Consider the following 21,790-nt stretch of genomic DNA (forward strand, 5'->3'; position numbering starts at 1 on the left):
CTAGGACGCAACCCTCAGGGCCGTGGAACAATCGCCCGGACCTGATGCCCTCCCGCCAAAATATTCCCGATACAGCACTTATGATCTTGTCTGCCACAGGCGGGCCAGGGTGGCGGTGACGGGCATCGCCCCCAGGAGAGTGCATTGCATCCCTTTGCCAACCACGCCGTGAGCGGCGGCCCGCTGCCGACGGTGCTCGCCTCCAAGCTCGCGCCCCCCGTGGCGCACCCCGCCACGATCGGCCGGCCGCACCTGGTCGCGCGCATGGCGCAGGACCGCGCTGCGCGCGTGATCCTGGTGCGGGCCGCGGCCGGCTTTGGCAAGACCACGCTGATGCAGCAATACGCGGAGCATTGCGCAGCGCAGCAGCAAGCCACGGTGTGGCTGCGCCTGGATGCGGGCGACAATGACCTGCAACGGCTGCTGGTCCACCTGGACGCCGGCCTGGACGCGCTGCGCGGCGGCAAGCGGCGCGGCGCGGCAGCGCCGGAGCCGGCCAGCGGACCGCGCCTGGCGCAGCGCATCCTGGGGCTGGTGGGCGCCACGGCGCAGCCGTTCGCGATCATGCTGGATGATTTCGAGACCTTGCAGAGCCTGCCGGCGCTGGACCTGGTGCAGCAGCTGATCGAGGCGATGCCGCCCTGCGGCATACTGGTGATCGGCTCGCGCACCGCGCCGGAAATCGGCCTGGGCCGGCTGCGCGCGCGCGGGCAGTTGCTGGAGATCCCGCCCGCCGCCCTGCATTTTTCCGTCGACGAGGCCGCGCAGCTGCTGCGCAGCCGCTGCGGCCTGCCGCTGCGCGACAGCGACATCGCCACGCTGCATCGCCGCACCGAAGGCTGGGCCACCGCGATATACCTGGCCGCGCTGTCGCTGCAACAGTGCAGCGACCACGCCGCCTTCGTCGCGGTGTTTTCCGGCACTCACCTGGAGCTGGGCGAATTCCTCGCCGAGGACATCCTGGCGCGGCAGTCCGACGCGTGCCGCGCCTTCCTGCTGGAAACCAGCGTGCTGGGGCAGCTGAGCGCGCCGCTATGCGACGCCCTCACCGGCCGCGCCGACGCGCGCGCGATGCTGGATCACCTCGAACGCGCCAACCTGCTGCTGTTCCCGCTCGATGCCGAACGCACGTGGTACCGCTACCATCGGCTCTTTGCCAGCTTCCTGCAGCACCGGCTGGCCGTGCAGGCGCCGGATCGGGTCGCGCCGCTGCACCTGGCCGCCGCGCACTGGTACCTGGAGCACGGCTACCCGATCCCCGCAGTGGACCACCTGCTGCAGGCGGGCCGTCATGACGAGGCGCTCAGCGCCATTGCCAGCCAGTCCGACTCGCTGCTGGGCACGGGCCGGGTGCGCCTGCTGTTGCGCTGGTTCGAGCAGATCCATCCCGCAACGCTGGCGCGGCAACCGGCGCTGGCGCTGACGCGCGCGTGGGTGCTGCTGCTCAACCGGCGCCACGCCGAAGCCATGGCCGCGCTGGCGTCATTCCAGCCCGAACTTGAGCAACCCGGCGACGACAGCCAGCGTGCGCGCCTGGGGGTGGAAGCACAGACCATCCACTGCGTGCTGCTGGCCATGACCGACCAGGTCGAGGCCTGCCGCGATGCCGCCGGCGCGCACCTGCGCCGCCTGGCGCCCGACGAGCCCTTCCAGTACCGCATCCTGGCCAATTCGCTGGCCTACGCGCTGATCTGCACGCACCGCTACGACGAAGCGCGCAGCGTGCTGTCGCGGGCGACGCTGCGCGCGCAGCAGCCCCAGCCGGTACGCAGCCTCAGCGACACGCTGGAGGGCGTGATCGACCTGGTGCAGGGACGCCTGGGCAACGCGCTGGCGCGCCTGCGCGCCGCGTCCGGCGACAGCCCGGGCAGCGACGTGTTCTGGGCACTGGCGCTGTATGAGCACGATGCGCTGGAAGAGGCCGGGCGCCTGCTGGCCAATGCGCTGCCCTACAGCAAGGGCAACGGCCCGCCCGATTCGCTGATCGCCTGTCACGTGCTGAGCGCGCGGCTTGCGCTGGCGCGCGGCGACCGCGGCCAGTGGCTGCAGCGCCTGGCTGAACTGGAGCAACTGGGACAGCAGTCCGGCACCGCGCGCATCGTGTGCTCGGCCTGGCTGGAGCGGGCCCGCGTCGCCACGCTGGAAGGCAAGCTGGAAACCGCATCGCAGGCGTTGCAGGCGGCCGACCTGTACGGCGGCTGGGAAGCGCTGGACGCCACCGGCCATGCCAACGACATCGACCGGCCTTCCATCGCGCGCTGCCGGCTCGACATAGCGCGCGGCAATATCGCGCCGGCGCTGTCCGCACTGGATGCCGCCATCGACGCCGCACTGGCACGCCAGCGCTACTGGCGCCTGATCCGGCTGCGCGTCCTGCGCGCCACCGCGCTCGACGGCATGCAGCAGCGCGATGCCGCCCTGCAGGAAATGACCGAAGCCCTGCGCCTGGCCAGCCATGAAGGCTTCCTGCGCTCCTTCCTGGAAGAAGGCGAACGCGTTGCCGTGCTGCTGCGGGCCTGGGCAGGTGTCCATCTGGCACAGGCAGCAGCGCTTGGCGTGGCCGAGCCCTTTGTCGCCAGCCTGCTCGAGCGGCGTACCGACGCAGGCTCGACCAAGCCGGCCGCAGAACCGCCGGCGGAACCGGCGCACCAGCCCGACCCGCTGACCGGGCGCGAACTGGAAGTGCTGCGCATGCTGTCCGCGGGTTACCGCAATCGGGTGATCGCGCAGAAGCTGTTCCTGTCCGAGCTGACCGTCAAGTCGCACCTGCGCCGCATCCATGCCAAGCTGGGCGCGCAAAGCCGTACGGAAGCGGTGGCTCTGGGGCGCGCGCGCGGCCTGATCCCGTGAGCCACTGCGCGCACGCGCTTCCCATTGGGGCCATAGCGCTTCAGCCCGCCAGCGTGGCCTTCAGGTTGGCAAGCATGTCCGCGACCATCTCCTTCAGTCCATACTGGGCCTTCCACCCCCAGTCCGCGCGCGCGACCGAATCATCGATCGAATCCGGCCAGCCCTGCGCAATCGCCTGGCGATAGTCGGGTTCATAGCGGATCTGGAAGCCCGGCACCTGCTCGCGGATGGCCGCGGCGATCTGCGCGGGCGTGAAGCTCATGCCGGCGATGTTGTAGCTGCCGCGCTCGCTCAGCTTGTCCGCCGGGGCTTCCATCAGTTCGATGGTGGCGCGGATCGCATCGGGCATATACATCATCGGCAGGGCTTCGTCTTCCTTCAGGAAGCAGGTGTAGGGCTCGCCCGTCACCGCCGCATGGAAGATGTCGACCGCATAGTCGGTGGTGCCGCCGCCGGGTGGCGTCTTGTGCGAGATCAGGCCCGGATAGCGCACGCTGCGCACATCCACGCCGTGGTTGGCGTGATACCAGCGGCACCAACCCTCGCCCGCCTGCTTGGAGATGCCGTAGACCGTGGTGGGCTCCATCACGGTCTTCTGCGGTGTCTGTCCGGCAGGCGTGGTCGGGCCGAAGGCTGCAATCGAGCTTGGCCAGAACACCCGCTCCAGCCCGGTCTGCCGCGCCAGCTCCAGCACATTGAGCAGGCTGGTCATATTGAGGTTCCAGGCCCACTGTGGCGCCTTTTCGCCGGTGGCGGACAGCGCGGCGGCCAGCAGGTAGACCTGGGTGATGCCATGGCGCTCGACCACGGTGGCCAGCTCGCCGCGGTCGGTGGCGTTGAGCATCTCGTGCGTCAGGTGCACATGGCGGCCGGTGGGCACCACGTCGGAGGTGATCACGTTGGTGCGCCCGTAGCGCTCGGCCAGCGCCAGTGCCAGTTCAGACCCGATCTGGCCGTTGGCGCCGACAATCAGGATCTTCGGTTTGCCAGCTTCCATCAGATCAGCCCCAGTTCACGGCCAGCCTGGCCGAAGGCATCCAGCGCCGCCTGCAGCGCGGCCTCGTCATGCAGCGCGCTCATCTGCACGCGGATGCGCGCCTGGCCCTTGGGTACCACCGGGTAGAAGAAGCCGACCACGTACACGCCCAGCTCCAGCAGGCGCTGCGCCAGTTGCTGCGCCTTGTCGGCGTCGTAGACCATGATCGGGATGATCGGGTGGTCGCCCGCCTTGACGTCGAAGCCCAACCGGTCCAGTCCCGCGCGGAAGAACCTGGTATTGCCCTCCAGCCGGTCGCGCAGCTCGGTGCTGGCTTCCAGGATATCGAGCACCGCGATCGACGCGCCCACGATGGCCGGCGCCACGGTGTTGGAGAACAAATACGGCCGCGAACGCTGGCGCAGCAGTGCCACCACTTCCTTGCGCGCGCTGGTGAAGCCGCCGGAGGCGCCACCCAGCGCCTTGCCCAGCGTGCCGGTAATGATGTCGATCTTGCCGAACACGCCGCGCGCCTCATGCGTGCCGCGCCCGCGCTGGCCCATGAAACCGGTGGCATGGCATTCATCTATGCCCAGCAGCGCGCCGTACTCGTCGCAGATCGCGCGCATCTCGTCGAGCCGCGCCACGGTGCCGTCCATCGAGAACACGCCGTCGGAAAACACCAGCGTGTAGCGCGCGCCGTCGGCCCGCGCCTGCTCCAGTTGCACGCGCAGGTCGTCCATGTCGTTGTGCTGGTAGCGGTAGCGGCGCGCCTTGGACAGGCGGATGCCGTCGATGATCGAGGCATGGTTGAGCGCATCGCTGATGACCGCGTCTTCCGCGCCCAGCAGCGTTTCGAACAAACCGCCATTGGCATCGAAGGCCGAGCCATAGAGGATGGTGTCCTCGGTGCCGAGGAAGGCCGACAGCCGCGCCTCCAGCGTCTTGTGCAGGTCTTGCGTGCCGCAGATAAAGCGCACCGAGCTCAGCCCGAAGCCATGCGTGCGCAGCGCTTCATGCGCGGCCTCGATCACCTGCGGGTGCGACGACAAGCCAAGGTAGTTGTTGGCGCACAGGTTGATGACCTCGCGGCCGTCGGTGGTGCGCACCCGCGCACCCTGCGGCGTGGCGATCACGCGCTCGTTCTTGAACAGCCCCGCCGCGCGGATGCTTTCGAGTTCGGTACGGATGGATGCATAGAATGCCTCGGCATTCGACATGGCTTGGCTCCCGTTGGTGTGCGAGGGATATGCTAGGATTCGATCGATAAATCGAACACGTTCTGTATATCGAACATTTTGCGCAATATAACGAACATTAATCCATGACGCAAGCCCTCGCCCAGACCCCGCAGGCCGATGGCCCGCCCGCCGTCGGCATGGCGCTGCAGGCGCTGCGCCAGCAGCAACGGCTGTCGCTCGATGAACTGTCGCGCCGTGCCGGGGTTTCCAAGTCGATGCTGTCGCAGATCGAACGCAACCTGGCCAACCCCACTGTGGCGGTGCTGTGGCGCCTGGCCAATGCGCTTGGGGTGAACCTGACGGACTTCCTCGCCGGAGGCGCCGCTGAGCGCCCCGCCGGCGGCATCACCGTGGTCCAGCCGCACGCGATCCCGTCGCTGAAAAGCCCTGATACCCGCTGCGACCTGCGCATCCTGGGCCCGATCGACCTGGCCGGGCGCTTCGAGTGGTATGAGCTGACCATCCAGGCCGGCGGCGTGCTGGCCTCCGAGCCACACGAGGCCGGCACCCAGGAACACCTGTCTGTGCTGAGCGGATCGATGACAGTGCGCGCGGGTGCCGATGAAAAGAAGCTGAGGCACGGCGAGACCGCGCGCTATGCGGCCGATGTCGCACATGCGATCTCCAATGGCGGCAAGACCACTGCCACCGCACTACTGGTTGTAGTGCATCCGGGCTGACGCGGGCAAGGGTTGCGACAGCCCGGAGGGCGGGTTCAGCGGGCGCCGAACCACCGTTTGACCCGCTCCCACAGCACGCCGAAGAACATCGCCGCGGGATTGAGGCGTACCGCCTGGCTGCGTTCGGCATCGCTCAGCGTCGGGTCCATCCGGCGCGCCACCGACTTGCCGAAATCCGCAATCATGCGCCGCACGAAATCGCGCACCAGCCCCGACCGCGAGAACTGCGCCAGCGGCCCCTGCAGCGAATACTGCAGGTCGACCGCAACCTCGGTCTCGTGCGCGGCAAGCGCCTTCAGCTGGTAGGCGATGTCGCCCGCGGCCTTGGAATTGCTGAGCGAGTCCTGCCCCGCCCCCTTCAGCACGCCGCGCTTGTTCGCGTCGTCGCGCTGCAGGCGCGCGGCGCCTTCGAACCTGGCGGACATCGGGCCGAACTTGATGGCGATATGGCCCTTGACCTTCTCCCCCTCCATTTCAGTGAGCACCGCACCCGGCAGGCAGCCTGCCACGGCCGGCAGGTCGGCCATGAAGGCCCATACCGCGTCGAGCGTATAGGGGACGGTGAAGCCGCCTTCGATGCGCGACCAGCCCTTGCGGTCGGCTGACCGTTCCGCCTCGGCGCCGGTGCCCGCGGCCAGGTGAGGCAGCGTGCCGAGCGCTTCGTCCGCAACGGCAAAACCGGTGAACGGCGCTTCGGCCGGCGCCGCGCCCGCGGCGTGCCGCGCAATCACGCCGGCTGTGGCGCGGCGTGCGTCCAGCACCGAGCGGATGGCGGCGACGATTCCCATATAGCCGGTGCAGCGACACAGGTTGCCCGACAGCTCGTGACGGATGGTGGCGTCGTCGGCGTCGGGCAGGCGCAGCACGATGTCGCGCGCGGTCGCCAGCATGCCCGGCGTGCAGAAGCCGCACTGCAGCGCGTGGTGCTGGTTGAACGCCGCGCGCAGGCCGGCCATCACGGCATCGTCCTGGTAGCCTTCGACGGTGACGATGTCGGCGCCCTGGCAGGCAGCCGCGAAGGTGATGCACGAACGCACCGGCTTGTCGTCGAGCAGCACGGTGCAGGCGCCGCACACGCCGTGCTCGCAGCCGAGGTGGGTGCCGGTCAGCCGGTGCGTGTCGCGCAGGAAGTCGCCCAGGTGCGTCCGGTCTGCGCACGCGCCGGAAACCCGGCGGCCGTTGACATTGAATTCGATGGTCTGCACGGGCGCTCCTCAGTTCAGCATTTGCGTGACGCAGCGCATCACGACGGTACGGTAAAGCTTGCGGTCGATGGCGTCCTTGCCGGGCGCGGCCTGCGCCACCGCTTCGTCCACGGCACCGGCGGTGAGCGCCGCGGCGCCTTGCGCGGCGACCGCGCGCGTGAGGCCGGGCAGCACCACCGGCGGTCCGTCCAGCGCGCCGAGCACGATGCGTGCGAAGCGGCGGCTGGCATCGAAGTACGCGGCGCAGCTGGCTTCGGCAAACTCGCCGGTCTTGCGGCACAGCTTCTGGTAGCCCCAGCGGCTGTGCGCGGTGGCGTGCGGCACGCGCACGGCGGCGATCAGCTCGCCATCGGCCAGCACCGTGGTGTAGGCGCCGATCATGAAGGCTTCCATGGGCACCTCGCGCGTGCCGGTGCCTGATGCAATCTCGATGCGCGCACCCAGCGCGGTCATCACCACGACCCAGTCCGCGGCCGGGTCCGCATGGGCCAGGCTGCCGCCAACGGTGCCGCGGTTGCGGATCGCGCGGTAGGCAATGCCGCCCGCCACGGCCTGCAGCATGGTGCCCTGCAGCGGTGCGAACACGCCGTCCTCGATCTGCGCATGGGTCACGCAGGCGCCGATGCGGATGCCATCGGGGGTGGACGCGACTTGCCGCAGTTCGGCCAGCCCCGACACATCGACCACCGTGTCGGGACGGGTCAGCCGCAGGTTCAGCATCGGGCCGAGCGACTGGCCTCCGCCCATGGTCTTGGCCACGTCGGTGCCCGCGCCAAGGCGGGCCAGCGCGTCCGGCAGCGAGCCGGGCGCATGATAGGAAAAAGCGACGGCTTTCATCGGTCAGGCTGCCTTCTTGCTCTGTGCGCCGGCCACTGCCGCATCCAGCGCTTCAAGGATCTTTCTCGGGGTCAGCGGCGTCTCCTGAAGTTCGACGCCGAAGCCGCGCAAGGCGTCGTTCACCGCGTTGAAGATCGCCGCCGGCGGTGCGATGGCACCGCCCTCGCCCATGCCCTTGGCGCCGAATTCCGTATGCGGCGACGGCGTCTCGAAATGATGGATGCGGATCGACGGAATCTCGGTCGGCCCGGGCAGCATGTAGTCCGCCAGCGTGGAAGCCAGCGGCTGCCCGTTGCCGTCATAGCGCATCTCTTCGAACATCGCGGTGCCGATGCCCTGTGCCACGCCGCCATAGGTCTGGCCCTCGACCACCATCGGATTGATCATGGTGCCGCAGTCCTCCACCACCACGTAGTCCAGGATCTCGACATGGCCGGAATCGGTGTCGACTTCCACCGCGACCGCATGCGTGGCGTAGGTGAAGCTGCCGGTGTCGACCGCGGGCTTGAAGCCCATGGTGACCTCCAGCCCTTGCGCATCCACATCGGGCGGCAGCAGGTGGGGATTGATGTACCAGGCGTCGGCAATACGGCCGATGTCGATGGCGTCGGCATCGCCCGCACGAACCGCGCCGGCTGCAAACGTTACCGCCTCCACCCGCTGCCCCAGCATATGCGCGCCAATCTTCTGCAGCCGCGGCAGCAGCGCCTTGCACGCCCGCGACACCGCGCCGCCCGACATCACCAGCGAGCGCGAGGCATAGGTACCGGTGGAGAACGGCGTGAGTCCGGTATCGCCGTGCACCAGCTTGATCCGTCCGATGTCGATGCCCAGGATCTCGTGGGCAATCTGCGCGAAGGTAGTCTCCATGCCCTGCCCGTGCGAGTGCACGCCGACGCGCACCTCCAGCCCGCCGTCCGGCGTGATGCGCACCGTCGCCGAGTCGAAGCCGGGGATCACCGGCGTGCCCCAGGCCGCGAACACGGAAGTGCCGTGCGCCGACTGCTCGGTGTAGGTGCCAAAGCCCACGCCGACATAGCGGCTGCCCTGCGGACCCGCCTGCTGCCGCGCGCGGATCGCGGGCAGGTCGATCATCTCCATCGCCTGGCGCACGCTGGCCGGGTAGTCGCCGCCGTCGAAGTGCTTGTTGGTCACGTTGACGTAAGGCATGGACTGCGGCGGCACCAGGGTTTCAACGCGCACTTCCCACGGCTCGCGTCCCACCTCGCGCGCGATCGCGTCGATCATCAGCTCCATGGCGAAACAGACGCCGGTCCGGGCCACACCGCGATACGGCACGAAACCCGGCTTGTTGGTGGCCACGCAGGTAGTCTCGCAGCGGTATCCGTCGAAGGCATAGGGACCGGGCAGGTTGCCGATCGCCTGCCCCGGCTCCAGCCCGATGGTGAATGGCCAGACCGAATAGGCACCGCCGTCGATGGCAATGTTCGCGTCCAGCGCCAGCAGGCGGCCGCGCTTGTCGGCATAGGCGGTAAGCTCGTAGTGATGCTCGCGCGAGTTGGCGCCGGCGGTCAGGTGCTCGCGCCGATCCTCGATAAAGCGGAACGGCCGCTTGTAGGTCAGCGCCAGCCAGGCGATACAGAGCTCTTCCTGCTGCAGCACGCATTTGTAGCCAAAGGCGCCGCCAACGTCCGGCGAGATCACGCGCACGCGCGCCTGGTCCAGGTCCAGGCAATGGCTCAGGATGGTCCGGATCATATGCGGCACCTGGGTGGCGCTGTACACCACCAGCTGGTCGAACTGGTGGTCCCAGTAGGCCAGCACCGCCTTGCCCTCCATCGGCACCATGCACTGGCGCGCCAGGTTGACCTTGCGGTGAACGACGACGGAGGCCTCGCGCTGGCGCGCCTCGAAGTTCTTGTCGATATTCAGCGTCAGGAAGGTGTTATCGCGCCAGTGTTCGTGCACGCGCACCTCGCCAGCGAGCTGGCGGGCCTGCGCCACGTCGGTCAGCGCGGGCAGCTCGTCGAACTCGGCCACCACCTGCTCGGCGATGTCCTCGGCTTCGGCGCGCGTGGGGGCAAAGGCCATGGCAACGGGCTCGCCGACAAAGCGCACCTTGCCGCTGGCCAGCGGCGCCTGAGCCGACGGCTGGTAGGACGGGAACGCCGAATCCGCGACGATGTCCCGCGCCGCCGCCATGTCCTCGCGCACGATCACCGCTTGCGCGTGGCGCGCGGGCTTGGTCACGGACAACAGCCTGGCATGCGCCACGGGGCTGCGCAGGAAGGCCACCTCCTGCAGGTCCGGCATGGCGATGTCCGCGACAAAGCGGCCCTTGCCGTGCAGGTGCCTGGCGTCTTCCTTGCGCGCCACCCGGGCTCCCACGCCCTGGCCGCACCCTCCTTCCGAATGATCCGGTTCCATCGACGATGTCATTGTTTTATCCGTCCCGATGATTCATGCAAGGGCTCATTCGCGCACCCCGATGGCCGCCAGCCCTTCCGCGCGCGTGGTGACCGTCGCATATTTCTGCTCCATGTCGAACAGGTTGGCCTGGTGCGGTCCAAGCGCGCGGTCGCCGACGCAATCCGACAGCACCAGCGGCCGCAAGCCGTACTGCATGGCGTCCACCACGCTGGCGCGCACGCAGCCGCTGGTCACCGCGCCGGCCACCACCAGCGTGCGCACGCCGCGCTGCGTCAGCCAGGCGGCCAGCGACGTACCGAAGAACGCCGACGGCACGGTCTTGCGCACCACCAGCTCGCCCACCCGCGGCGCCAGTTCTTCGACGATGGCGCTGTTGCGTTCGCGCTCCTTCAGCGACAGCATGTTCGGCACCTTCATGGAAAAGATGTTGTGGTCCGAACCATCGTCCGCAAAGACGATGCGGCTGTGCGCAATCGCCCAGCCTTCGCGCCGTGCCACGGCCAGCAGCGGCACGGTGTTGGCGATGGCCTCGCGGATATTGCCGCCGCCGAACACCTCCGGGTCGGCAAAGCCGTTGACGAAATCGACCACCAGCAGCCCGAACGGGCCCGCCAGTTCCAGGTCGTTGCCGAAGCCCTGGCGCTGGTACGCGCCGATCTCCTTGTGCATGGCTACTTCTCCTCCGGGTAGCGGAACCCGTCCATGACCTTGCCGCGGCTCACCACATCCACGCCGTCCAGGCGCACGGTGCAGTTGCGCACGGGAATATCGATATGGCAGGCCGTGGTGCGGCTGCCGCCGGCTTCGTTATTGGGGCCGAGCGAGAACAGGAAGTTGCCCTCGAACGCGCGCGCGTCCATGCCGATGGTGGCCTCGCGATCGTACAGCCCCAGCGTGGACCAGTGCGCGCGCGGCTGCAGCCCCCAGCCGATATGCGAGATGGCATAGGCCTGCGGGTCGTTGAAGGAGGCCATGTACTCGCTCAGCAGTTCGGCGTGCAGGCCGCCTTCGATGCGCGTGGCGAAGCCGCCCTCCACCGTCAGCATGACCGGCTCGGTGACGTAGGTCTTCTGCGGCAGCAGGATGTCGCCGCGCTCCAGCACGATGGTGCCATTGGCAGCGCCCTCGTTGGGCCAGGTCAGCGCGAAGCCGCTGGGCCAGTGGTCCCAGCGCCCGGGCTCGTCGACAAAGCCATACTCGCTGATGGCCGGGAACTCGCCCAGCGGGCAGCGCAGGTCGGTGCCGGCCGGCGACACCACATGCATCTCCTTGGCGCGGGCCAGCCGCTCGGAGGCGGCCTTGACGCGCTCGCGGTCGGCCTCGCAAGGCACCAGGCGCGTCAGCACCTCGGGCGGCTCGGCGGCCAGCAGGATTTTGGTGCCGCCCTTCAGGATGTCGTGCTGTTCGGGGGAGAACAGCAGCGTCATCAGGTCCAGCACCAGGTCGCTTTCCCTGAGCGCGGCAATCGCGGCCCGGTTGCCCGTGAGCGGGGTCGTGCCCAGGTAGGCCAGCGCGTCGCGGCTCAGCGCCTTTTCGCCGTTGACGGGCGGCAGGTCGAGCCGGTTGACGATGGCACCCATCGCCTGCGTGGCGATCAGCGCGGTGGAGAGCGTCTGCGGGTGGGTCGCGGCGCTGGTCAGGATGGTGACGGTCTGCCCCGGCTCCAGCCGCGACAGCTTCAGCACCTTGCGCCAGGCCTCGATCATCTGGTGGTCACTTACCGGCATGTCGCCTCCTTGCTTGTCATTGCGTCAGCGGCGCGCCGAGGAAATCCCCAAACGCCGCGTAAAAGCCCGCTTCGTCATCCCACGGGATCATGTGGCCGGCCCCGGCAACGTGGCTGACCAGCACCCCCGGCAGCAGCGTGCGGATCTCCGCCACGTCTTCAGCGCGCACCACGTCGCCACGCCCGGCGGTCATCAGCAGCGTCGGCACCTTGACCCGGGGCAGATCCGCATGGATGTCGTCGCGATGGAAATCCTCAAAGCTGCGCACCACGGCGTCTTCGTTGCAGGTATGCAGCCATTCGGCGCGCAGGCGCAGCTGCTCGTCGGTCCAGGTCGGGCAGAAGCGGCGCATGCCTTCCACGTCGGTGCCCTGGTGCGACAGGCGGATGGAATCCACATACCACGGCAGTTGCGCAGGATACGCGCGGCGCCCGGGCCCCGACACCGGCGGGTCGACCAGCACCAGTCTGGCCAGGCCGCCAGGCCGGCCCGCCGCGGCGCGCACGCCGATGCGCGCGCCCATCGAATGGCCAACCACGCTGTGGCGGCGCAGGCCAAGTGCCTCGGCAAAGGCCACCACGTCGCGGGCCTGGGCGTCGAGGCTGTAGTCCATCCCGGCCTCGGCCGACGACAGGCCACGCCCGCGCACATCCAGCACATAGGTATCGAAGCTGGCGCCAAAGCGCTCGCCGACGAAGCCCCAGGTGATTGCCGGGCTGGTGATGCCCGGCACGATGATCACGGGATCGCGCGCGGCGCGTTCACCGTCGTTTCCACCATAGCGCAGGAAGTGCTGGCGAATGCCGTTGGCATGGACATGCCCGCCATAAAGGAAGGTGGTCATGGCAAGCCCTCAGTAGGCGCCCGACAGCAGCGCGCCGGCGCCCGGCACGACCGGCTCCAGGTCCAGCGCCTTGAGCATGGCGTAGGTCGTGGCAATGGCCGCGGTGATGACCGGCTTGCCCGTCATCGCCTCTACCTTTGCCACTGCCGGCAGCGACGGCATCTGCACGCAGGCCGACAGCACGATGGCATCGACATCCGCCAGGTTCATCTGCGACACGATGCCCGGCAGCCGCGCCGGATCGTGGCGGCCGACCTCAAGGTTGTCCGGAATCTCCAGCGCACGGTAGTCCACCACCTCATAGCCTTCGTTGCGGATGTAATCCACCACAAGCTCGGTCAACGGCTTCAAGTATGGCGCGACCACGGCGATGCGGCGCGCGCCGATCACGCGCAGCGCATCCACCAGCGCACCGGCGCTGGTGATCACCGGCGCGTCGCCGCCATTCTCGATGGTGTGGACCTTCAGGCGCTGCTCCGACTTGCGGTGATAGCCGTGGCCCATGGCCATGATGGCGACCAGGCAGGCGTAGCCGAGCACGTCGACGCGGGCGTCGCTAAGTTCCACCGCGCAGCGGTCGGATTCGGCATCCATGGCGGCCAGCTCTTCCTTGACCACCTTCTTCATGCGCATGCGGCTGGAGTGGAAGGTGAAGCGCTCCGGACGGATCTGCTGGCGCGCCAGCAGCATCCCGGGAATCTCGGTTTCCATGGTCGTGTTCGAGCTGGGAACGATCTGGCCGATGCGAAAGACTTTTTGCATGAGGGTCCTCGGGTTGTACGGTTACAGCTTGAGCAGGCGTTGCGCGTTGCCGTGGCAGACCAGCGCGCGCATGGTGTCGTCGAGCGGCGCGTCCTCGATGAACTTCGCCGCGACTTCGGTGGATTCGTAGGGATAGTCGACCGAGAACATCACGGCCTCAGCGCCGAGCTCGGCAATGGCACCGGCCAGCGCACCGTGCGAACACACCCCCGAAGTGGTGATGACGATATTGGTGCCGATGTATTCCGAAGGTGAGCGCTCCAGCCGGACGCCGTGCGAATAGACCGCAAAGCGGCTGTCGAAGCGCCAGCGCTGGTACGGCAGGCCCTCGCCCATATGGCCGAGGATGAGCTTCAGGCGCGGGAAGCGGTCGAACACGCCGCCGAACAGCAGCCGCAGCGCATGCGATGCGGTCTCGACGCCCCAGCCCCACGCCGCGCCGGTCAGCTCGGGGTGGCCCGCCAGGACCTGCGGCTGAACCAGCGCGTCGGTCGGGTGCAGGTACATGGGCACGTCCAGCGCCTGCATGCGTTCCCAGAAAGCATCGTATGCCGGGTCGTCGTAGTAGCGCCCGTGGGTATGGCCGTTCACCAGCGAGCCCTTGAAGCCAAGCTCGCGCACGGCGCGTTCCAGCTCGCGCGCGGCCTGTTCCGGGTCGTGCATGGGCAGCGCGGCAAAGCCGGCAAAGCGCGTGGGGTGGCGCGCGATCTGCGCGGCCAGGAAGTCATTGCTCTCGCGCGCCCGCGCCACGGCGAGGCCGGCATCGGGCTCGCCCTGCACGCCCGGACCCGTCTGCGACAGCACCGTGATGTCGATGCCGGCGCGGTCCATCTCGGCAAGGCGGTCCTCGTCGAAATCGGCGAGGCGGCGGCCCAGCTCGGCAAACACCGCCGGATCAATATGCTGCGTGAACGCCTTGGAATAGGCCTGAAATCCCGGCGTCATGAAATGCTCTTCGAGGGCGATCTTCTTCACTTTGGTCATGCTGGTGGGGGCTCCTGATTGGTGAAATCGCTTCGCTGCGGGCGTGTGCTGCATGGCATGCGATTGATCAGTACACTGATTAGTTTCGGATTCTAGTCAGCGAATTTCCAAAAGTCTAGAAACGGCGCGGAGGGTTAACACCTATAACGATGACCATAGGTGCTCAGTACACTGAGCCCAGATGCTCAGTATGCTGACGATATTAAAAGGCCATTTAAATAGGCGATTTCGGGCATTCCGGCACATTGTGGACTGGCCCGCATTTTGCTCAGCATACTGCGTTTCTCATCAGCATACTGACTGATGCACCGGAAGGATGCGGCGCTGCACTGCGCGAGGGACCGACAGGCCCTGGCCAGCGGCGCCGGCACCGCCGGGACGAGCAGACATATAGAGACAATAGCTAGACCAAAGGACCCCCGCCATGACGATCAGCCTGACTCGCAGCGAGACACGCGCCCCCGCATCCGGCATGACAGCCGAGGAGCGCAAGGTCATCCTTGCCTCTTCCTTCGGCGCCCTGATGGAGTGGTACGACTTTTACATCTACGCCGCACTGGCGGTGTATTTCGGCGCACTGTTCTTCCCCAAGGGCAATGAGACTGCCGCCTTCCTGGCCAGCCTGGCCACCTTCGGCGCAGGCTTCCTGATACGGCCGGTGGGCGCGCTGCTGTTCGGCCGCCTGGGCGACCTGATCGGGCGCAAGTACACCTTCCTGGTCACCATCCTGCTGATGGGTGTTGCCACCGTCGGCGTCGGCGTGCTGCCCACGTATGAGCAGATCGGCATCACCGCCACGGTGCTGCTGGTGTTGCTGCGGCTGCTGCAAGGCCTGGCGCTGGGCGGCGAGGTCGGCGGCGCGGTCACCTACGTGGCCGAGCACTCCCCTGTGCACAAGCGCGGGCTGTACACCAGTTCGCTGCAGACCACGGCAACGCTGGGCCTGCTGTCCTCGTTGCTGGTCGTCTACCTGCTCAAGACCTTCCTGACCGAGGCCGAGTTCCGTGACTGGGGCTGGCGCATTCCCTTCATCGTGTCGCTTGTGATGCTGGTGATCTCGGTCTACATCCGCGGCAAGCTGCATGAATCGCCGGTCTTTGCCCGGATGAAGGCTGCCAACACCACCTCGAGGGCGCCGATCCGCGAGAGTTTCACCAACTGGAAGAACCTCAGGTCGGTGCTGCTGCTGTTCGTAGTGGCGGCGGGCCTGGGCGCCATCTTCGGCACCGGCCACTTCTATTCGATGTTCTTCCTCAACAAGACGCTGCACGTGCCGCTCGAAACGGTCCACATGCTGATCGGGATCGCGCTGGTGGTGGCCACCCCCTGCTACCTGCTGTTCGGCTGGCTGTCCGACCGCATCGGCCGCAAGTACATCATGATGGCCGCCTGCCTGCTGGCGGCGGTGTGCATCCAGCCGGTGTTCAAGGGCCTGACGCACTATGCCAATCCGGCGCTCGAACAGTTCCAGCAGCAAGGCGCCGTGCAGGTGACGGCCGGCGACTGCAAGGCGCGCCTGTTCGGCGAGCCGGTGTCCGCCTGCGACAAGATCCGCGGCTACCTGACCGACCTGGGCGTGGGCTACACCTTCGTGCCGGCCAGCAATCCGGCGCAGGCTGAAGTACGCATCGCGGATCGCACGCTGCAGGGCTTTGACCGCGACGCCATCAAGAGCGCGCTGGTGGCGGCCGGCTGGCCCGAGCGCGCGGACCCCGCCAAGATCAACACGCCGATGGTATTCGTGCTGCTGCTGGTCCCGATCCTGTTCCTGGCCATGGTGTACGGGCCGATGGCGGCCTTCATGGTGGAACTGTTCCCGGCCCGGGTGCGCTACACCTCGCTGTCGCTGCCCTTCCACCTCGGCGCGGGCTGGGTCGGCGGCATGCTGTCCTTCGTGGTCACGGCCATGAACGTGGCCAGCGGCGACGTCTACTTCGGCCTGTGGTACCCGGTGATCATCGCCGGTCTGGCCTTTGTCATCGGCATGCTGTTCGTGCCGGAGACGCGCGGCCGCGATCTGGCCACCTGAGCGGCACTACGGGTGAAGCTGAAGGGCGGATCTCTCCGCCCTTTCTTCCGGCAAACTATTCAGCATACTGAGTTTATCCGCGCTACCCGCGGCGCAGCGATGGCGCCGCGGTCTGCCGACGCAGCAACCATTCCAATCTTTCGCGTAGACAACCTGGAGCCCCTGATGTCCACCTCTCGCATCCTCCGCACCCTCGCTGCGTCCTCCGCCCTGCTGGGCCTGGCCGCCGCCACGCCCGCACTGGCCGACGCCAATGGCGTGAAGATCGGCGTCATCACCGACATGTCCGGCTCCTATGCCGACCTCTCCGGCAAGGGCTCCGTGCTTGCCGCGCAGATGGCCGTGGAAGAGTTCGGCGGCAAGGCCCTCGGCAAACCTGTGACGGTGCTTTCCGCCGATCACCAGAACAAGGCCGATATCGCCTCGTCGCTGGCGCGCCGCTGGTTCGATACCGATGGCGTCGACATGGTGATCGACTTTCCCAACTCGTCGACCGCGCTGGCGGTGCAGGAGGTGGCGCGGCAGAAGCAGAAGATCGACATCGTCTCGACCGGCGGCGCCATGGCGCTGACCAACCAGAACTGCTCGCCCACCGGCTTCCACTGGGCCTGGGACACGTATTCGGTGTCTTACCCGCTGGTGCGGCGCATGATCGAACAGGGCCGCAACAGCTGGTACTACATCACCGTGGACTACGCCTTCGGCCAGTCGCTGGAGGCAGATTTCCGCAAGGCCGTGGACGCAGGCGGCGGCAAGAACGTGGGCGCCACCCGGCATCCGCTCAACGCCAGCGATTTCAGCAGCCCGGTGGTGGCCGCCTCGGCTTCCAAGGCCAAGGTGGTGGTGCTGGCCAACGCCGGCAACGACATGATCAACGGGGTCAAGGCAGCCGGCGAGTTCGGCCTGATCAAGGCGGGCCAGACGGTGATCACGCCCTCCACCTTCATCACCGATATCAAGAGCCTGGGCCTGAACGCTGCGCAAGGGCTGACCTATGTCGACCCGTTCAAGCTCGACCTGGATGGCAAGTCGAAGGACTTCGTCGAGCGCTACTACAAGCGCCACAAGGCCTATCCCACGCATGGCCAGATCGGCGTCTATTCAGGCGTGCTGCATTACCTGAAGGCGGTGGAAGCCGCCAAGACCGTGGAAGGCCCGGCCGTGGCGGAGAAGATGCGCGCGCTGCCCGTCAGCGATGCCTTCGTGCGCAATGGCAAGGTGCGTGTCGACGGCCGCATGGTGCATGACATGTACCTGGCCCAGGCCAAGACCCCGGCCGAGTCCAAGGGCCCGTGGGACCTGGTCAGGTACATCGGCACGATCCCCGGCGACGAAGCCTTCCGGCCGCTGTCCGCCAGCGAATGTCCCCTGGTGAAGAAGTGAGCGCGCCATGCCTGACACTGATGTAATCCTGCAGACGCAGGGACTGACCAAGGCGTTCAAGGGCTTTACCGCAGTCAGCGATGTCAGCCTGTCCGTGCGGCGGGGCTCGATCCACGCGCTGATCGGCCCCAACGGCGCCGGCAAGACCACCTGCTTCAACCTGCTGACGAAGTTCCATGCGCCCTCGTCAGGCTCGATCCACTTCAACGGCACCGACATCACCGCGCTGCGGCCGGCCCAGATCGCCCGCATGGGGGTGATCCGCTCGTTCCAGATCTCGGCGGTGTTTCCGCAACTGACGGCGCTGGAGAACGTGCGCATCGCGCTGCAGCGCCGGCTCGGGACCGCCTGGCATTTCTGGCGTGGCAGGCGCTCCCTGTCGCGGCTGGACGGCCGCGCCATGGAACTGCTGGATGCGGTCGGCCTGGCCGGCTTCGCACACCTGGGCACGGCGGAGCTGGCCTACGGGCGCAAGCGCGCGCTGGAACTCGCCACCACGCTCGCGACCGACCCGGAGCTGATGCTGCTGGACGAACCGACGCAAGGCATGGGGCATGAAGACGTGGAGACCGTCACCGCCCTGATCAAGCGCGTTTCGGCGGGGCGGACGGTGCTGATGGTGGAACACAACATGAGCGTGGTGTCGTCCGTCGTGGACCGCATCACGGTGCTGCAGCGCGGCGCGGTGCTGGCAGAAGGGACCTATGACGAGATCTCACGCAATCCGCAGGTAAGGGAAGCCTATATGGGAACCACCGACGAACCCGAAGACCGCCACGCAGCCGCGGCGGCGCTGAACGCGGAGGCATCATGACAAGGACGGCCTCCCCTGCCCTCGAACTCCGCGGCCTGCACGCCTGGTATGGCGAGTCGCACATCCTTCACGGCGTGGACCTGACCGTCAACCCGGGCGAGGTGGTGACGCTGCTCGGCCGCAACGGCGCCGGACGCACCACCACGCTGCGCGCCATCATGGGCCTGGTCGGCATGCGCAAGGGTTCGGTGCGTGTGCACGGCCAGGAAACCATCGGCATGAAGACGCACCGCATCGCACCGCTGGGCCTGGGCTACTGCCCGGAAGAGCGCGCCATCTTCGCCAGCCTGTCCTGCGAGGAGAACCTGCTGCTGCCGCCGCAATTCGCCTGCACCCCGGGGGCGGTCGGACTGCGCGAGCCCATGACGCTGGGCGAGATCTACGAGATGTTCCCCAACCTGCACGAGCGGCGCAAGAGCCAGGGCACGCGCATGTCGGGCGGCGAGCAGCAGATGCTGGCGGTGGCCCGCATCCTGCGCACTGGCGCCAGCGTGCTGCTGCTCGACGAGATCTCGGAAGGCCTGGCGCCCGTGATCGTGCAAAAGCTGGCGAAGATGATCGCCATGCTGCGCGGCCGCGGCTACACCATCGTCATGGTGGAGCAGAACTTCCGCTTTGCCGCGCCGCTGGCGGACCGCTTCTTCGTGATGGAGCACGGCCGCATCGTCGAGGCCTTCGGCGCCGATGAGCTCGAACGAAAGATGCCCACGCTCAGCGCCTTGCTGGGCGTTTAAGGAGACTTTTCATGGAATTGTTTGGAGTGCCCCTGCCCGCGCTGCTGAGCCAGTTACTGCTGGGGCTGGTCAACGGCTCGTTCTACGCGATCCTGAGCCTGGGCCTGGCCGTGATCTTCGGCCTGCTCAACGTGATCAACTTTGCGCACGGCGCGCTGTTCATGCTCGGCGCGGTGCTGGCCTGGATGGGCCTGAACTATCTCGGGCTCAACTACTGGCTGATGCTGGTGCTGGCACCGGTGCTGGCCGGGGCGCTCGGCGTGGTGCTTGAGCGCACCATGCTGCGCCACCTCTACCGCTTCGACCACCTGTACGGGCTGCTGCTGACGCTGGGCATCTGCCTGCTGATCGAAGGCGCGCTGCGCTCGATCTATGGCGTCTCAGGCCTGCCCTATCCCACGCCTGAAGGCTTGTCTGGCGTGAGCCAGCTGGGCTTCATGGTGCTTCCCAACTACCGCGCATGGGTGGTGCTGGCGTCGCTGGCGGTGTGCTTTGCCACCTGGTTCATGATCGAGAAGACGCGACTGGGCGCCTACCTGCGCGCCGGCACCGAGAATCCGCGCATGGTCGAGGCCTTCGGCGTCAACGTGCCGCTGCTGGTGACGCTGACCTACGCGTTCGGCGTGGGCCTGGCCGCGCTGGCGGGCGTGCTGGCCGCGCCGGTGATGCAGGTCTCGCCGCTGATGGGCCAGAATCTGATCATCACGGTCTTCGCCGTGGTGGTGATCGGCGGCATGGGGTCGATCCTGGGCTCGATCTTCACCGGACTTGGCCTGGGTGTCTTCGAGGGTATTACCAAGGTCTACTACCCCGAAGCCTCCGCGACGGTGGTCTTCGTCGCCATGGTGTGCGTGCTGCTGGTGCGCCCCGCCGGGCTCTTTGGAAAGGAAAAATGATGGCAAGCGGAAAGCGTGCGACCTTCGCCTACGGACTGCTGCTGGCGGTCCTGCTGCTCGCGCCCTGGCTGGGCGCCTACCCGGTGCTGGTGATGAAGCTGCTGTGCTTCGCGCTCTTTGCCTGCGCCTTCAACCTGCTGCTGGGCTACACCGGGCTGGTGTCGTTCGGCCATGCGGCCTTCTTCGGCGGCGCCGCCTATGCCTGCGGCTATGCGATGAAGTTCCTGCAGCTGACGCCGGAGCTTGGCCTGCTCGCAGGCACCGCGTTCGGTGCCCTGCTCGGCCTGGTGTTTGGTGCACTGGCAATACGCAGGCAGGGCATTTACTTCGCCATGATCACGCTGGCGCTGGCGCAGATGTTCTATTTCTTCTGCCTGCAGGCGCCCGCGACCGGTGGCGAAGACGGCCTCCAGGCGGTGCCGCGGGGCGACCTGTTCGGCGTGCTGCCGCTGGCGTCGGACCACACCATGTACTACGTCGTGCTGCTGATCACCGCCGCGGCCTTCCTCGGCATCATGCGCATCGTCAACTCGCCGTTCGGGCAGATCCTGCGTGCGATCAAGGAGAACGAGCCGCGTGCCATCTCGCTGGGCTATGACGCGGACCGCTTCAAGCTGCTGGCGTTCGTGCTGTCGTCGGCGCTGGCCGGGCTGGCGGGCGCGCTCAAGACCCTGGTGCTGGGCTTTGCCACGCTCACCGACGTGCACTGGATGATGTCGGGCACGGTCATCCTGATGACGCTGGTCGGCGGCATGGGCACGTTGTCGGGCCCGCTGGTCGGCGCGCTGGTGATCGTGGCGCTGGAAAACAAGCTGGGCGACGCCGGCAATGCGCTCGCGGCCATGACCGGCATCGGCTGGTTCGAAACGCTGGGCGAATCGGTCAGCATGGTGACGGGGCTGATCTTCGTGGTGTGCGTGCTGACGTTCCGCCGCGGCATCATGGGCGAGATCCTGGCGCGCTGGCAGGCCCGCCCGTCGCTGCAGGCCGGCGCGCCCGCGGTGGGGCCAGCCGGATCCGGCGCGGCCAACCCGGGCCAGGGTTAACCAGAATACTGCGAGCATAAAACATCAGTACACTGATCTTATATATTCAGCATACTGACAAATCAAATTCACGGAGATCGCCATGGCATGGATTGAAATCGACGCCGTCCACGGCCTGCGGAACGACGAGGTAATGCCGCTCACGCTGGGGGACCGCCAGCTCGCCGTCTATCGCAGCGACGACCAGTACTTCGTCACCGACAACGTCTGCACGCACCAGTACGCGCTGCTGTCCGACGGCTACCTGGAAGACGGCTGCATCGAGTGCCCGCTGCACCAGGCCCGCTTCGACATCCGCTCCGGCAAGGCGATGTGCGCGCCTGCCACCAGCGACATCCGCACCTACCCGGTCAAGTTCGAAGACAGCCGGGTGTGGGTCGAGCTTTGAAGG

The 21,790-nt window shown here is 67.3% G+C and carries 19 protein-coding genes; 9 read left to right on the top strand and 10 right to left on the bottom strand.

The annotated features are described in order from the left end of the window. The first annotated feature begins 144 nt into the window (after positions 1–144). Positions 145–2,850 (top strand): LuxR C-terminal-related transcriptional regulator, encoded by a 2,706-nt coding sequence (locus tag C265_RS05630; RefSeq protein ID WP_010813491.1) that lies wholly within the window; start codon positions 145–147, stop codon positions 2,848–2,850. Positions 2,851–2,890: 40 nt separating this feature from the next. Here the strand turns inward: C265_RS05630 and C265_RS05635 are convergent, their stop codons facing one another. Together C265_RS05635 and kbl are read right to left on the bottom strand one after the other, a co-directional pair. After that, positions 2,891–3,847, bottom strand: coding sequence for an L-threonine 3-dehydrogenase (locus C265_RS05635; protein ID WP_010813492.1), 957 nt, complete (start codon positions 3,845–3,847; stop codon positions 2,891–2,893). Continuing rightward, positions 3,847–5,046 carry a glycine C-acetyltransferase gene (kbl, locus tag C265_RS05640; RefSeq protein ID WP_010813493.1) on the bottom strand — a complete coding sequence of 400 codons (1,200 nt, stop codon included), beginning with the start codon at positions 5,044–5,046 and terminating at the stop codon, positions 3,847–3,849. Before kbl ends, C265_RS05635 begins: the two co-directional genes overlap by 1 nt. A 104-nt stretch (positions 5,047–5,150) precedes the next feature. Here kbl and C265_RS05645 point away from each other — a divergent pair, with 104 nt between their 5' ends. Continuing rightward, entirely contained in the window at positions 5,151–5,747 is a 597-nt protein-coding gene (locus C265_RS05645; RefSeq protein ID WP_010813494.1) for a helix-turn-helix domain-containing protein, read from the top strand. Positions 5,748–5,782: 35 nt separating this feature from the next. On the opposite strand, the gene C265_RS05650 is transcribed toward C265_RS05645, so the two are convergent. Genes C265_RS05650 through C265_RS05685 form a run of 8 tightly spaced genes read right to left on the bottom strand, consistent with a single transcriptional unit; the run spans position 5,783 to position 14,497 of the window. Next, complete coding sequence (locus C265_RS05650; RefSeq protein ID WP_010813495.1) at positions 5,783–6,952, bottom strand: 2Fe-2S iron-sulfur cluster-binding protein; 1,170 nt, start codon at positions 6,950–6,952, stop codon at positions 5,783–5,785. A 9-nt stretch (positions 6,953–6,961) separates the two neighbouring features. After that, positions 6,962–7,789: a xanthine dehydrogenase family protein subunit M gene (locus C265_RS05655; protein ID WP_010813496.1), complete on the bottom strand. Its 828-nt coding sequence runs from the start codon at positions 7,787–7,789 to the stop codon at positions 6,962–6,964. A 3-nt stretch (positions 7,790–7,792) separates the two neighbouring features. Next, positions 7,793–10,189 (bottom strand): xanthine dehydrogenase family protein molybdopterin-binding subunit, encoded by a 2,397-nt coding sequence (locus tag C265_RS05660; RefSeq protein ID WP_081645106.1) that lies wholly within the window; start codon positions 10,187–10,189, stop codon positions 7,793–7,795. A 33-nt stretch (positions 10,190–10,222) separates the two neighbouring features. Beyond that, entirely contained in the window at positions 10,223–10,849 is a 627-nt protein-coding gene (locus C265_RS05665) for an N-carbamoylsarcosine amidohydrolase (RefSeq protein WP_010813498.1), read from the bottom strand. A 2-nt stretch (positions 10,850–10,851) separates the two neighbouring features. Then, complete coding sequence (locus C265_RS05670; RefSeq protein WP_010813499.1) at positions 10,852–11,907, bottom strand: M29 family peptidase; 1,056 nt, start codon at positions 11,905–11,907, stop codon at positions 10,852–10,854. 16 nt (positions 11,908–11,923) lie between these two features. Further along, positions 11,924–12,751 (bottom strand): alpha/beta fold hydrolase, encoded by an 828-nt coding sequence (locus C265_RS05675; RefSeq protein WP_010813500.1) that lies wholly within the window; start codon positions 12,749–12,751, stop codon positions 11,924–11,926. A 9-nt stretch (positions 12,752–12,760) separates the two neighbouring features. Further along, positions 12,761–13,513, bottom strand: a complete 753-nt coding sequence (locus tag C265_RS05680; protein ID WP_010813501.1) for a maleate cis-trans isomerase — start codon at positions 13,511–13,513, stop codon at positions 12,761–12,763. A 21-nt stretch (positions 13,514–13,534) separates the two neighbouring features. Continuing rightward, a complete protein-coding gene (locus C265_RS05685; protein ID WP_010813502.1) occupies positions 13,535–14,497 on the bottom strand; it encodes an amidohydrolase family protein in 963 nt (320 codons plus the stop codon). A 424-nt stretch (positions 14,498–14,921) separates the two neighbouring features. Between C265_RS05685 and C265_RS05690 the strand changes: the two genes are divergently transcribed. From C265_RS05690 to C265_RS05720, 7 genes are all read left to right on the top strand, one after another. Next, entirely contained in the window at positions 14,922–16,526 is a 1,605-nt protein-coding gene (locus C265_RS05690; RefSeq protein ID WP_010813503.1) for an MFS transporter, read from the top strand. A 165-nt stretch (positions 16,527–16,691) separates the two neighbouring features. Then, the gene (locus C265_RS05695; protein WP_010813504.1) at positions 16,692–17,909 is read left to right on the top strand and encodes an ABC transporter substrate-binding protein; all 1,218 of its coding nucleotides are present in this window, start codon (positions 16,692–16,694) and stop codon (positions 17,907–17,909) included. Positions 17,910–17,916: 7 nt separating this feature from the next. After that, positions 17,917–18,723, top strand: coding sequence for an ABC transporter ATP-binding protein (locus tag C265_RS05700; protein WP_010813505.1), 807 nt, complete (start codon positions 17,917–17,919; stop codon positions 18,721–18,723). Next, positions 18,720–19,457, top strand: a complete 738-nt coding sequence (locus C265_RS05705) for an ABC transporter ATP-binding protein (protein WP_010813506.1) — start codon at positions 18,720–18,722, stop codon at positions 19,455–19,457. The genes C265_RS05700 and C265_RS05705 overlap by 4 nt, the downstream gene beginning before the upstream one ends. A gap of 11 nt (positions 19,458–19,468) precedes the next feature. Beyond that, the gene (locus C265_RS05710; protein WP_010813507.1) at positions 19,469–20,353 is read left to right on the top strand and encodes a branched-chain amino acid ABC transporter permease; all 885 of its coding nucleotides are present in this window, start codon (positions 19,469–19,471) and stop codon (positions 20,351–20,353) included. After that, a complete protein-coding gene (locus C265_RS05715; RefSeq protein WP_011616808.1) occupies positions 20,353–21,399 on the top strand; it encodes a branched-chain amino acid ABC transporter permease in 1,047 nt (348 codons plus the stop codon). Before C265_RS05710 ends, C265_RS05715 begins: the two co-directional genes overlap by 1 nt. An 82-nt stretch (positions 21,400–21,481) precedes the next feature. Then, a complete protein-coding gene (locus C265_RS05720; RefSeq protein WP_010813509.1) occupies positions 21,482–21,787 on the top strand; it encodes a non-heme iron oxygenase ferredoxin subunit in 306 nt (101 codons plus the stop codon). Positions 21,788–21,790: the final 3 nt, after the last annotated feature.

Source organism: Cupriavidus sp. GA3-3 (assembly GCF_000389805.1).
GTDB classification, from domain to species: domain Bacteria; phylum Pseudomonadota; class Gammaproteobacteria; order Burkholderiales; family Burkholderiaceae; genus Cupriavidus; species Cupriavidus necator_D.